General features: G+C 70.6%; 8 protein-coding genes. 4 read left to right on the forward strand and 4 right to left on the reverse strand.

Going from position 1 to position 13,190, the window contains the following annotated elements:
- Positions 1-76: 76 nt before the first annotated feature.
- Positions 77-1,123 (reverse strand): agmatinase, encoded by a 1,047-nt coding sequence (speB, locus tag AC1DSZ_RS05170; protein WP_476837306.1) that lies wholly within the window; start codon positions 1,121-1,123, stop codon positions 77-79.
- 114 nt (positions 1,124-1,237) lie between these two features.
- Here speB and AC1DSZ_RS05175 point away from each other — a divergent pair, with 114 nt between their 5' ends.
- Entirely contained in the window at positions 1,238-2,407 is a 1,170-nt protein-coding gene (locus AC1DSZ_RS05175) for an aminotransferase (protein WP_476837307.1), read from the forward strand.
- Between the two features lie 257 nt (positions 2,408-2,664).
- Here AC1DSZ_RS05175 and fumC read toward each other — a convergent pair whose 3' ends face one another.
- Entirely contained in the window at positions 2,665-4,056 is a 1,392-nt protein-coding gene (fumC, locus tag AC1DSZ_RS05180; RefSeq protein WP_476837308.1) for a class II fumarate hydratase, read from the reverse strand.
- Between the two features lie 269 nt (positions 4,057-4,325).
- On the opposite strand from fumC, the gene AC1DSZ_RS05185 reads away from it, so the two are divergent.
- The 3 genes from AC1DSZ_RS05185 to AC1DSZ_RS05195 are packed head-to-tail and all read left to right on the forward strand — an operon-like array spanning position 4,326 to position 11,058.
- Positions 4,326-7,676, forward strand: a complete 3,351-nt coding sequence (locus tag AC1DSZ_RS05185) for a transglutaminase family protein (RefSeq protein WP_476837309.1) — start codon at positions 4,326-4,328, stop codon at positions 7,674-7,676.
- Complete coding sequence (locus AC1DSZ_RS05190) at positions 7,664-10,177, forward strand: circularly permuted type 2 ATP-grasp protein (RefSeq protein WP_476837310.1); 2,514 nt, start codon at positions 7,664-7,666, stop codon at positions 10,175-10,177. The genes AC1DSZ_RS05185 and AC1DSZ_RS05190 overlap by 13 nt, the downstream gene beginning before the upstream one ends.
- A complete protein-coding gene (locus tag AC1DSZ_RS05195) occupies positions 10,174-11,058 on the forward strand; it encodes a transglutaminase family protein (protein WP_476837311.1) in 885 nt (294 codons plus the stop codon). Before AC1DSZ_RS05190 ends, AC1DSZ_RS05195 begins: the two co-directional genes overlap by 4 nt.
- Positions 11,059-11,061: 3 nt before the next feature.
- Here the strand turns inward: AC1DSZ_RS05195 and hutC are convergent, their stop codons facing one another.
- Both hutC and AC1DSZ_RS05205 read right to left on the reverse strand, forming a co-directional pair.
- A complete protein-coding gene (gene hutC / locus AC1DSZ_RS05200; RefSeq protein ID WP_476837312.1) occupies positions 11,062-11,811 on the reverse strand; it encodes a histidine utilization repressor in 750 nt (249 codons plus the stop codon).
- A gap of 4 nt (positions 11,812-11,815) precedes the next feature.
- Complete coding sequence (locus AC1DSZ_RS05205; protein WP_476837313.1) at positions 11,816-13,177, reverse strand: formimidoylglutamate deiminase; 1,362 nt, start codon at positions 13,175-13,177, stop codon at positions 11,816-11,818.
- Positions 13,178-13,190: the final 13 nt, after the last annotated feature.

Raw genomic sequence — 13,190 nt, forward strand, 5'->3', positions numbered from 1 at the left:
AAAACCCGGTTCAAGGTCGGGGGAAGGGCGAAGATAAGCGCCATGCTGCAGCGCGGAAGAGCGCGCCGCGCATGGCTCAGCCGCGTTTGCGGCGTTCGTGCGCGATGTCGATCAGCGACAGGATGGTGAACAGCACCTGCGCGCCCGCCTGGGCGGTGTTGCTGGTGGCGTCGTATTGCGGCGCGACCTCGACGACGTCGCCGCCCACCACGTCAACGCCCTGCATGCCGCGCAGGATCTGCAGCGCCTCGCGCGGCGTCAGCCCGCCAACCTCGGGCGTCCCCGTGCCGGGCGCGAAGGCCGGGTCCAGGCTGTCGACATCAAAGGACACGTAGGTCGGGCCGTCGCCCACCACCTGCCGAGCCTTGGCGATGGCGGCCTCGGGCCCCATGGCGGCGAATTCCTCGGCGTGGATCACCGTCATGCCGGAGTCGAACGAGAACTCCCAGAGATACTCGGCGCCGCCGCGGATGCCGATCTGCACCACGCGCTCGGGGTCGAGAACGCCGTCCAGCACCGCCTGCCGGAACGGCCCGCCATGGTGGAACTTCGAGCCCTCATAGGGGCCAGACGTGTCCGCATGGGCGTCGATATGCACCATGCCGACCGGCCGGTCGCGGCCCACCGCCTTCAGGATCGACATGCTGATCGAGTGGTCGCCGCCGACCGAGAGCGGGATCACGCCGGCGTCCACGATCTTGCTGAAGTAGTCGACGATGTCCTCGTGGCAGCTCTCCAGGCTGAAGCGGCTGCGGAACGGGACGTCGCCGACATCCGCCACCCGCAGCGTCTGCAGGGGCGCGCGGCGCAGCACGTGCTCGAACGGGCCGATGCGCTCCACCGAGCGCACCGCGCGCGGGCCGAGGCGGGCGCCGGCCCGGTTGGTGACGCCAAGATCCATCGGCACGCCCACCACGGCGACGTCGAGGCCGGCGAAGTTCTCCTCCAGAGCCTGCGGCCGGAAGGCCGCGCCCATGAAGGTGGCCGGGTCCGCATAGGGCCACTTGCGCCGGTCGCCCTGGAACTGGCCGGCCGCCACCTTGGCGAATTCGGGATCGTAGATGTCGCCGCCGCGGGCGGCCCCATACTTCTCTCGCAGCGCCTTCAGCTTGTCGTCGTTCACAACTCTCGCCCTCGTGGCGGGTCCGGCGCGCCGGGGATGCGCGACGGGTTGGACCCTCGGGTCGAAGCCTGTAGGAAGGACGCCGCGCGCGCAAGGCCGCCAGGGATCACTCGCATGCCCGCCCTCAATCCGAACCTCGTCGACACCGGCACGCCGCCGATTCCGGAAGCGCAGGGCTGGGCCCGGGCCTATGCGGGCGGGCGCGGCCCCCTGGTCGACCTCTCCCAGGCGGTGCCCGGCTATCCGCCGCATCCCGAGATGCTGGCGCGCCTCGCGGCCGCGGCCGGGGACGTGCGGTCGGCCGGCTACGGATCGATCTTCGGCGACGACGCCCTGCGCGAGGCCTATGCGGCGCACTGCTCCGCGCTATTCGGCGCGCCGATCCGCGCCGCCGAGACCGCGATCACGGCCGGCTGCAACCAGGCCTTCGTGATCGCGCTGATGGCGCTCGCGAAAGCTGGCGACGCCGTGTTGCTGCCCTCACCGTGGTACTTCAATCACGAGATGACGTGCCGCATGCTCGGCGTGGAGGCGCGGCCCCTGCCCTGCTCGGCCGAAAACGGCTTCGTGCCGGACGTCGAGACCGCCGAGGCGCTGATCGATGATCGCGTGAAGGCGATCGTGCTGATCACGCCCAACAATCCCACGGGCGCGGTGTATTCGCCCGAGACGCTGGCGCGCTTCGCGGCGCTGTGCCGGCGCCGGAACATCTGGCTGGTCGTGGACGAGACCTATCGGGATTTCCTGGAGGGCGCGCACCAGCGGCCGCACGGATTGTTCGGCGAGCCCGCGTGGGGCGACACCGTGATCGGGCTCTACAGCTTCTCGAAGTCCTACTGCGTGCCCGGCCACCGGCTCGGCGCGGTGACGGCCGGAGAGGCCGTGATCGTCGAGATCGGCAAGGTGCTGGACTGCATCCAGATCTGCCCGGCGCGGGCCGGCCAGGTCGCGCTCACCTGGGCGATCGGCGCGCTGGACGACTGGCGCGAGGCGAACCGGCGCGAGATCACGGCGCGGGCGGAGGCGTTCCGGGCGGCGTTCGGCCAATTGCCGGGATGGCGGGTGGACTCGATCGGGGCCTATTTCGCCTATGTGGCGCATCCCTTTCCGGGCGTCGCCGCGCCCGTGGTGGCGCGCAGGCTCGCGCAGGAGCGCGGCGTACTGGCGTTGCCGGGCGGCTTTTTCGGAGCCGGGCAGGATGGCCATCTGCGTGTGGCGTTCGCGAACGCGGATCGGACTGCGATCGCCGAGTTGCCGGGGCGGCTGGCTGGGTTGGCTGTTTAGAGAGCGCGCGAGGCGGAACCGCCTCGCCGTCATCCCCGGCGCCGCGAAGCGGCGGGAAGGGGTCCAGGAGTGAGCGCCTTTGCTCCTGGATCCCCTTCCCGACCTGCTGCGCAGGCCGCCGGGGATGACGGTTTGGATAGTGCGGCCACCCTGCCGTCATTGCGAGCGCAGCGTAGCAATCCAGGCCTAAAAGTCGGCCCTTAGACTGGATTGCTTCGCCTCCGGCTCGCAATGACGGGAGGATGGCCCGACGACAGTCAGCCCGGCCCCACCATGGTCTCCGGCCGTACGATCTCGTCGAACTCCTGCTCGGTCACCAGCCCCATGCGCAGGGCTTCCTCGCGGAGCGTGGTGCCGTTGTGGTGGGCGGTCTTGGCCAGCTTGGCGGCGGCGTCGTAGCCGATCTTGGGCGCTAGCGCGGTGACGAGCATGAGCGACCTGCGCATCAGGTCGTCGATGCGGTCCTGGTTGGCCTCGATGCCGTCGACGCAGTGCTCGCGGAAGCTGTCGGAGGCGTCGGCCAAGAGGCGGATGGACTGCAGCGCCGCGTCGATGATCACGGGCTTGTAGACGTTGAGCTCGAAGTGGCCCTGGCTGCCCGCCACCGTAACGGTGGTCTGATTGCCGAACACCCGGCAGCACACCATCGTCATGGCCTCGCACTGGGTCGGATTGACCTTGCCGGGCATGATGGACGAGCCCGGCTCGTTTTCGGGCAGCGTTAGCTCGCCGAGACCCGAGCGCGGGCCGGAGGCCAGGAAACGGATGTCGTTGGCGACCTTGAACAGCCCGGTCGCGAGCGCGTTCAGGGCGCCGTGCACGAACACCAATGCGTCGTTGCTGGCCAGCGCCTCGAACTTGTTCGCGGCGCTCGTAAAGGGCAGGCCCGTCAGCTCGGCGATCTTCGCCGCGACTGCTTCGGCGAAGCGCGGATGGGCGTTGAGGCCGGTGCCAACCGCCGTGCCGCCCTGCGCGAGTGGGTAGAGATTGGGCAGCGCGGCGCGAATGCGCGCGATCCCGAGCTCGATCTGGGCGGCGTAGCCGGAGAATTCCTGCCCCAGCGTCAGCGGCGTCGCGTCCTGAGTATGCGTGCGACCGATCTTCACGATGGAGGCGAACTGCCTGGCCTTGGCGTCCACCGAGGCGTGCAGCTTCTCGAGCGCTGGCAAAAGCCGGCCCTCGATCTCCCCCGCGGCCGCGACATGCATGGCGGTCGGGAACGTGTCGTTGGACGACTGGCCGCGGTTGACGTGGTCGTTGGGATGCACCGGCGTCTTGCCGCCGCGCTGGCCGCCGAGCCGCTCGTTGGCGATGCCGGCCAACACCTCGTTGACGTTCATGTTGGTCTGCGTGCCGGAGCCGGTCTGCCACACTGCGAGCGGGAATTCGTCCGGCAGGCGACCGGCCAACGCCTCGTCGGCGGCCGCCACGATAGCGTCGGCCAACTTGGGGTCGAGTTCGCCGAGGTCGCGATTCACCAGCGCGGCCGCCTTCTTGACGGTGACGAGCGCCTGGATGAGCGGCGGCTGCATCTTCTCGACGCCGATCGCGAAGTTCTGGGTCGAGCGCTGCGTCTGTGCGCCCCAGTAATGCGCGGCCGGAACCTCGATGGGTCCGAAGCTGTCGGTCTCGGTGCGGGTCTCGGCCATTGCTTTTCTCCTGGACTGTCGAACGAAGCGCCGCAACGCGCCCCCTCTCCGTGGCACAGGGAGAGGGGGCGCGCTCCACTTGCGAGCCTTTGAAAGAGCCATTCCAAACGCAGGCCGCCGGCTGGGGTTGCGCGCGGCCATTGGCAGCCTTCAGCTTGTCAATTGTGCACGAACGGGGCTCCGGGGCGGCATAAGCCTTGCCTCCCTGTTGTGAACGCGTAACCCTGATCACCAAGGGCGGCGCATCTGTCCTCAACCGGAAGAGCCCTGTGTCCATCACCGCAGCCCTCCACCATCTGACGCACTACACCTATGACCGGCCGGTCATGATCGGCCCGCAGGTGATCCGCCTGCGTCCGGCTCCGCACAGCCGCACGCCGGTGAAGAGCTATTCGCTGAAGGTCTCGCCCGCCAACCACTTCATCAACTGGCAGCAGGATCCGCACGGCAATTGGCTGGCGCGGCTGGTGTTCCCCGAGCCCGCGACCGAGCTGAAGATCGAGGTGGACCTCATCGCCGAGCTCGCGGTGGTGAACCCGTTCGACTTCTTTGTCGAGGACTACGCCCAGACGATCCCATTCGCCTATCCCATGGAGCTCCAGCACGAGCTGCTGCCCTATCTGGAGCTGGAGGACGGCGGCCCGGAGCTCGACGCCTATGTGGCCGGCATCTCGCGCGAGCCGCTGCCGGTGGTGGACTTCCTGGTCGGGCTGAACCAGCGTTTGCAACAGCAGATCGGCTACACGATCCGCATGGAGGCGGGCGTGCAGACGCCGGCCGAGACCCTGACGATCGGGGTCGGCTCCTGCCGCGACACGAGCTGGCTGCTCGTGCAGGTGCTGCGCCGGCTCGGCCTCGCGGCGCGGTTCTGCTCTGGCTACCTCATCCAGCTCAAGCACGACCTCAAGGCTCTCGACGGCCCGGCCGGGACCGATCACGACTTCACCGACCTCCATGCCTGGGCCGAGGTCTACATCCCGGGCGCGGGCTGGATCGGGCTCGATCCCACGTCGGGCCTGTTCTGCGGCGAAGGGCACATTCCGCTCGCGGCCACGCCGCATTACCGCTCGGCCGCGCCGATCACCGGCATGGTGGGCTTCGCGCAGGTCGATTTCGCCTTTGCGATGGACGTGACCCGCGTGGCCGAGGCGCCGCGCATCACGCTGCCTTTCGCCGACGAGGCCTGGCAGGCGCTAGACCGGGTCGGCGAGCAGGTGGACCGCGACCTCGCCGCGCAGGACGTGCGGCTCACCATGGGCGGCGAGCCGACCTTCGTGTCGGTGGACGACTACGAGGCCGAGGAGTGGAACACCGCCGCGGTCGGACCGACCAAGCGGGAGCGCGCGGACGCGCTGGTCCGGCGGCTGCAGCAGCGCTTCGCGCCCGGCGGCTTCCTGCATCACGGCCAGGGCAAGTGGTATCCGGGAGAATCGCTGCCGCGCTGGACCTTCGCGCTCTACTGGCGCAAGGACGGCGAGCCCGTGTGGCGCGATCCCTCGCTGCTGGCGCTGGAGACGCCCGAGGCGCCGCTGCAGCCCGAGCAGGCCGAAGCCGTGGCGCGTGGGTTCGCCGAGCGGCTCGGCATTCCGGCCGATTATGCTGTGCCGGCCTATGAGGATCCGGCGCAGTGGATCCTGAAAGAGGCCGAGCTCCCCGACAACGTCGACCCGCTCGACTCCAAGCTCGAGGACCCCGAGGCGCGGGCCCGCATCGCGCGGGTGTTCGAGCATGGCCTCGGCCGCGCCACCGGCTGGGTGCTGCCGGTGCAAACCTGGAACGCGCAGGCCGGCGACAAGCGCTGGCAGACCGAGCGCTGGAAGCTGCGCCGGGGCAAGCTCTTCCTGGTGCCGGGAGACTCACCCGTCGGCTACCGCCTGCCGCTCGGCAGCCTGCCGCACGTACCGGCGGCGTCCTACCCGTATGTGGTGCCGGCCGACCCGGCCGAGCCCCGCGGCCCGCTGCCGCCCGCCGCCGCCATCGCGGCGCTCGTGCAGGCGCCGGACAAAGAGCATACGCAGCCACAGATCGCGGGCGCGCAGCCGGAGAGCGGCGTCGCCTCGCAGGAACTGGTGGAGCAGGTCGCGATCGCGGGCGCGGTGCGCACCGCCGTGGCGTTCGAGGTACGCGACGGCATCCTCTACGTGTTCATGCCGCCGGTGAAGAAGCTCGAGGACTATCTCGAGCTCATCGCAGCCATTGAGGACACGGCGCGCGACAACCGCCTGAAGGTCCGCATCGAGGGCTATGCGCCGCCGCAGGACCCGCGCATCGACGTCCTGAAGGTAACGCCCGATCCCGGCGTGATCGAGGTGAACGTCCAGCCCGCCGCCAACTGGCGCGAACTCGTGGCGATCACGCAGGGCGTCTACGAGGAGGCGCGGCTCTCGCGGCTCGGCGCCGACAAGTTCATGGTGGACGGCCGCCACACCGGCACGGGCGGCGGCAACCACGTGGTGGTGGGCGGCGCGACGCCGGCCGACAGCCCGTTCCTGCGCCGGCCGGACCTCCTGAAGAGCCTCGTGCTCTACTGGCAGCGCCATCCCTGCCTGTCCTACATGTTCTCGGGGCTGTTCATCGGCCCGACCAGCCAGGCGCCGCGCGTCGACGAGGCGCGGCACGATTCACTTTATGAGCTCGAAACCGCCATCCGGATGGTCTCCGGCCCGGGCGGGCCGCCAACCCCGCCCTGGCTGGTGGACCGGCTGTTCCGCAACCTGCTGGTGGACGTGACCGGCAACACTCACCGCTCCGAGATCTGCATCGACAAGCTGTTCTCGCCGGATGGGCCGACCGGCCGCCTCGGCCTCTTGGAGTTCCGCTCCTTCGAGATGCCGCCGGACTCGCGCATGAGCCTGGCGCAGCAATTGCTGCTACGCGCCCTGATCGCGTGGTTCTGGCGCCAGCCGCAGGACGGCGACTTCACGCGTTGGGGCACGGCCCTGCACGACCGCTTCATGCTGCCGCACGTGATGTGGGGCGACTTCCTGGAGGTCGTCTCCGACCTGCGCCGCGCCGGCTACGCCATCGATCCGCTGTGGTTCGAGGCGCAGCGCGAGTTCCGCTTCCCGTTCTACGGCGCGATCGAGGCTGGGGGCGTGCAGATGGAGATCCGGCAGGCGCTGGAGCCCTGGAATGTCATGGGCGAGACCGGCGCGATCGGCGGCACTGTGCGGTTCGTCGACTCCTCCGTCGAGCGCATGCAGGTGAAGGCGGACGGGTTCAACCCGTCGCGCCATGTCGTGACGTGCAACGGCCGGCGCGTGCCGATGACGCCCACCGGCGTCGCCGGCGAGGCGGTGGCGGGCGTGCGGTTCAAGGCGTGGCAGCCGGCGTCCGGCCTGCATCCCACCATCCCGGTGCATGCGCCGCTGACCTTCGACATCCTGGACATCTGGTCCGGCCGTTCGCTGGGCGGCTGCGTCTATCATGTGGCCCATCCGGGCGGGCGCAGCTACGACACCTTCCCGGTGAACGCCTACGAGGCCGAGGCGCGGCGCCTCGCCCGCTTCGATGCCCACGGGCATACGCCGGGACCGATCGCGCCGCCGCCGGCGGAGCCGTCTCTGGAATTCCCGATGACGCTGGATCTGCGCCGCAGGCCGCCCGGGTGGATGTCTTGACGCCGCGAGCCGGCGTAGCCGCCGCCAAGGCCGCGTCCACGCGCGCCGCCGCCTTGCTGGCCGGGTACCGGCCCCTGCCGGGCATCCGCGACGAGTTCGTGGACGGGGACGGCCGGCTGCGGCCGCATTGGGCCCCGGTTCTGGACCGGCTCTCGGGCGACCCCGCCGAGGTGGACCGCGCCTTTGCGCTGGCGGACCGCCACCAGCGCGACTCGGGCGTGTACTACCGCGTTTATGACGCCGGACAGAGCCGCGAGCGCTCCTGGGCGCTGAGCCACGTGCCGCTGGTGATCCCCGAGGCCGAGTGGTCGGCGCTGGCCGCCGGCCTCGTGCAGCGCGCGGAGCTGCTGGACGCCGTGCTGGACGATGTCTACGGCCCTGGCCGGCTGGTGGCGGACGGCTTCCTCCCGGCGACGCTGATCGCCGGAAGTCCGGATTTCCTGCGCCCGATGGTGGGCCTGCCGTCGCGCGGACGGCGCCGGCTGCAGGTTTACGCCGCGGATCTTGGCCGCGGGCCGGATGGACGCTGGTGGGTGCTGGGCGATCGCGCGCAGGCGCCGTCCGGTATGGGCTACGCGCTGGAGAACCGCATCGCGCTGTCGCGCGCCGTGCCGGACCTTTATGGCGGCATGAACGTGCGGCGGCTGGCGCCCTTTTTCCAGACGTGGCGCAGCGCGCTCGCCGCGCAGGCCGGCCGCGAGGCGTCGCGCATCTGCCTGCTGACGCCCGGGCCGCTGAACGAGACCTATTTCGAGCACGCCTACCTGTCGCGCTATCTCGGCTTCCTCCTTGTAGAAGGCGGCGACCTGACGGTGCGGGACGGCGCGGTGTTCGTGCGCACCATCGCGGGGCTGAAGCGCGTCGACGTGCTGGTGCGCCGCCTCGACGCCGAATTCGCCGACCCGGTGGAGCTGCAGCCTTCCTCGCGCATCGGCGTGCCCGGGCTCGTGGACGCAGTGCGGGCCGGCAAGGTGGTGCTCGCCAACCCGCTCGGCGCCGGCGTGATCGAGGCGCGCGGCCTGCTTGGCTTCATGCCCGCGCTGGCGCGCCAGGTGCTCGGCCGCGACCTCAGCTTGCCCAACGTCGCTACCTGGTGGTGCGGCCACAAGGCCGAGCGCGAGCACGTGCGCCAAAACCTCGACAGGCTCGCAATCGCGCCCGCCTTCCCGGCCCGCTCCGGCTGGCCGCTGCCGCCCAACCCGACGCCCGGGGCGGAACTCGACGCCGACGCCCGCGCGGCGCTCGAAACCGTGCTCGAGCGACGCGGCTTCGACGTGGTCGGCCAGGAGATGGTGCGCCTGTCCACCATGCCGGTGTGGACCGAGGGCCGGCTGGAGCCCCGGCCCTTCACGCTGCGCGCCTATGTGGTGGCCACCGAGGATGGCTGGGAAGTGCTGCCGGGCGGATTTTGCCGCGTTTCCGGCTCGCAGGACGCGCGGGCGCTTTCCATGCAGCTTGGCGACCGCTCGGCCGATGTGTGGATCACGGCCGACGAGCCCGTCGAGCGCCTCAGCCTGCTGCCTTCGCCCGCCCAGCCGCAGATCCGCCGCGTGATCGGCTACCTACCAAGCCGGGCCGCCGAAAACCTGTTCTGGCTCGGCCGCTATCTGGAGCGCGCCGAAGCGACCGTGCGGGTGGTGCGCTGCCTCGCCGGACTGCTGGTGGAGAGCAGCGAGACAACGGGGCCGGCGCGCGACGCCGTGGTGCGGCTCTGCGACATGCTGGTCGCGTGGGGGGCCGCGCCGGAGAGCGAGGACAAGGGCCCCAAGGCGCCGGCCTTGCTGGACCAAGCCTTGCGGTCGGCCGAATGCGGCGGCTCGGTCTTGAGCCTCATCGGCGAGGCGCGGCGCACCGCATCCGTGATCCGCGACAGGCTATCGTCCGACGCCGTGCGGGCGCTCGCCGACCTCTCCCGCCTGTTCGAACACGAGGGCGTCAGCGTCTCACAGGCGGAGGCGCTGGATCTCTGCGACCAGGCGCTGCGCGTCATGGCGGCCTTCTCGGGCCTCGTGCAGGAGAACATGAACCGCCTTTCGGGCTGGCGTTTCCTCGAGATCGGCCGCCGCATCGAGCGCGGCGTATTAACCGGCCGCTGCGTGCGCCGGCTTGCGGACGCGGAAGCGTCGGCCGCCAGCCTCGAAGCGCTGCTGGAGATCAGCGACAGCCAGATCACCTACCGGGCGCGCTACCTGATGGGCGCATTGCGCCTGCCGGTGATCGACCTCGTGGCGCTGGACGACGGCAACCCGCGCGCGGTGGCGTTCCAGGTGGCGCGCATCCAGGATCATCTGGCGGCGCTCAGCAACCTGCCCACCCATGCGGCGCTCGATCTGCCGCAGAAGATCGTGCTGCAGGTCGCCACCGGGCTGCGGGTGACGGATGTCGAGGATCTCGAGCCCGCCGACGTCCTGGCGGTCGAAAACCGCCTGATGGAGCTCTCCACCGAGATCACGGCCCGGTTCTTCTCGCAGACGCCGCCCGATCCGGAGGAGGGAGCTTGATCTACGAGATCAGCCACACGACCGTGTATGATTACGACGGTCGGGTCTCCTTCGCGCGGTGCCAGTTGCACCTGGAGCCTGCGAGCCGCGATGGCCAGCGCGTGCTGGCGCATGAGCTGCACATCGCGCCCAAGCCCGTCGAAAGCACGCGCGTGCGGGACTTTTTCGGCAACTGGAGCCTGAACGTCGCCTTCGCGGAACCGCACCAGACCTTGACGATCCGGGCGGTGACGACCGTCGAGGCGCCGGCTCGGGACGCGATCGCCCCCATGCTGTCCGAGCCGTGGGAAAGCGTGCGATCGGCCGCGGGCGAGATCGACGACCTTGGCGCGGGATCGCCCGTGCACGGGCTGTTCGGCAGCCGCCATACGCCCATCTCGGCGGCGGCCGCCGCCTATGCGGAACCGAGCTTCACGCCCGGCCGGCCGATCGTCGAAGCCGTGACGGAGCTGATGCGCCGCATCTACGACGATTTCACCTATGACCCGAAGGCCACCGAGATCTCGACGCCGATCGCCGAGGTGCTGTCGAACCGCCGCGGCGTTTGCCAGGATTTCGCCCACCTGATGATCGCCAGCCTGCGCAGCCTCGGGCTGCCGGCGCTCTACGTCAGCGGCTATCTGCGCACGTACCCGCCACCGGGGGCCGAGAGGCTGGTGGGCGCGGACGCCACGCATGCCTGGGCGAGCGCCTGGTGCGGCGCCGGGCTGGGCTGGATCGGCTTCGATCCCACCAACGCCATTCTGGCCGGCGAGGATCACGTCGTTCTGGCGGTGGGGCGCGACTATGCCGACGTGGCGCCGTCTTCCGGCATCGTGCTGGCGTCGTCCGGGCACAGCCTCAAGGTGGCGGTGGACGTTTGGCCGCTCGGCCGCGCCTGAGGCTCAGCCCCGGCCCGCCGGCGGCGCGAAACGCCCGATGAGGCGGTGCCGGTCGCCCGGATAGAACAGCGTCACGCAGGTGATCGGCACGCCGCCCTGCCAGGTGCGGCGCTCGACAACGAGGGAGGCGGCTCCGGGCGCAAGCGACAGCAGTTCGGCGGTGTCATTGTCCAGGTTGGCGGCGCTGATCTGGTGCTCGGCCTCGGTCCACGGAATGCGCGCCAGCAGCCAGCTGCCGGGTGGCGCCTGCGCGAAGCTCTCAGCCTCGGCTTCGGGGACACGGGCGAGGTTGATCAGCCGGCGCTCCGCCGCGAAGGGCTTCCCGCCCGCGAAGTGCCGGACGCTGAGGGCCAGAACTTGCCCCCCGGCCTTCACGCCCAGCAGCTCGGCTTCGGCCGCCGTGGCCTTGCCGCGCCGGCGCGTCACGATCTCGAAGCGGTACTCGCGCCCGCTGGCGAGAACCTCCTTCTGGATGTCGTGGATCTCCAGCACGGTCTGCTCGGAAGCGGGCGTCGCCACGAAGCTGCCGGAGCGGCGCTTGCGGACCACGAGGCCGGCCTCGGCCAGACCGGACAGCGCCTTGTTGACGGTCATGCGCGAGCAGTCGAACTGCGCCATCAACTCATGCTCGGACGGCACCCGGTGGCCGGGCGGCCAGGCGCCCGACATGATCGCGCCCTCCAGCGCCCGCCGGATCTCGGCGTAGCGCGGAATGTTCTCCTCGGCGGTGGCCCGCTTCAGCCGATGCGGCATGCGCTCAGGCCCCGACGCGCCGAAGCACGTCCACATAGCGGCGCGTGATCGCCGCGCGAGCGCGATGGCGGCCGCCCTCCACCACCTGCTCGCCGCCCACGAAGACGCTGCCGATGGCCGCGCGGCCGGCCGTAAACACATAGGCGTCGAGCCAGCGATCGCCGGACACGGCCGCGAGATCAGGGTGTTCCCCGTCGAGCACGACGAAGTCGGCGCGCATCTCCGGCGCGATGGCGCCGATCGGGCGACCCATCGCCCGGGCGCCGCCCGCGAGCGCGGCGTCGTAGAGCCGACGGCCCGTATGTTCGCCCTCGGTCAGCGCCATCATGTTGCGCCCGAGATGGGCGAGCCGCTGCGAATATTCGAGCTGCTTCAACTCGCCCGGGGCGGTGATCTCGATGTTGGAATCGGTGCCGACGCCAAACAGGCCGCCGCTTTCGCCGAAGCGCACGCCATCGAACACCCCGTCGCCGAGGCTGCCTTCGGTGAGTGGGCACAGGCCAGACACCGCGCCCGACCGGGCGAGGCGCAGGGTTTCGTCCGGCGTCATGTGGGTGGTGTGGATCAGGCACCAGCGCGCGTCCACGGGCGCGTTGGCGAGGAGCCACTCGACCGGGCGCAGGCCCGACCAGGCGACGCAGTCCTCGACCTCCTTCACCTGTTCGGCCGCGTGGATATGGACCGGGCCGTCCGGCATGGCGTCCAGCACCGTCCTGAGCTGCTCGGGCGTCACGGCGCGCAGCGAATGGGGCGCGACGCCGACGCGGGCGGCCGGCAGGCCGGCGACGGCCTTTCGCGCGCCTTCGACCAGACGCAGGAAGCGCTCCGGATCGTTCAGGAAGCGACGCTGCCCGGGCACGGGCGGCTGGCCGCCGACGCCGCCCTGGGCGTAGAGGCTCGGCAGCAGGGTGAGACCAATGCCGGTCTCGGTCGCCGCGGCCGCGATGCGCTCGCACATCTCGGCGAGGTTGGCGTAGGGCCGGCCATCAGCGTCGTGGTGGAGGTAGTGGAACTCGCCCACCGTCGTGAAGCCGCCTTCCAGCATCTCCATGTAGGCGAAGGCCGCCACGGCCTCGACGTCCTCGGGCGTGAGCGCGCCGAGGAAGCGGTACATGACCTGGCGCCAGGTCCAGAAGCTGTCGCCTGTCGGCCCGCGCGTTTCGGCAAGGCCCGCCATGGCGCGCTGAAAGGCGTGGCAATGGAGGTTGGGGAGGCCCGGAAGCGCGACGCCGCTCACCCGCCGGTCCGCGGCCTGCGGCTCCGCGCCGGGCGCCACCGCCTCGATGACACCGTCCCGAACCGTCACGGCGACGTCGCGCGCCCATCCGTCAGGCAGCAACGCGTGATCGAAAATGAGCCTTCCCATGGGCGATCCATTC

It is taken from the genome of Alsobacter sp. P4_H11 (assembly GCF_056400925.1).

Coding starts and splice junctions, on each gene's coding strand:
- AC1DSZ_RS05205 (WP_476837313.1), bottom strand. CDS start 13,177: ATGGGAAGGCTCATTTTCGATCACGCGTTGCTGCCTGACGGATGGGCG.
- hutC (WP_476837312.1), bottom strand. CDS start 11,811: ATGCCGCATCGGCTGAAGCGGGCCACCGCCGAGGAGAACATTCCGCGC.
- fumC (WP_476837308.1), bottom strand. CDS start 4,056: ATGGCCGAGACCCGCACCGAGACCGACAGCTTCGGACCCATCGAGGTT.
- AC1DSZ_RS05175 (WP_476837307.1), top strand. CDS start 1,238: ATGCCCGCCCTCAATCCGAACCTCGTCGACACCGGCACGCCGCCGATT.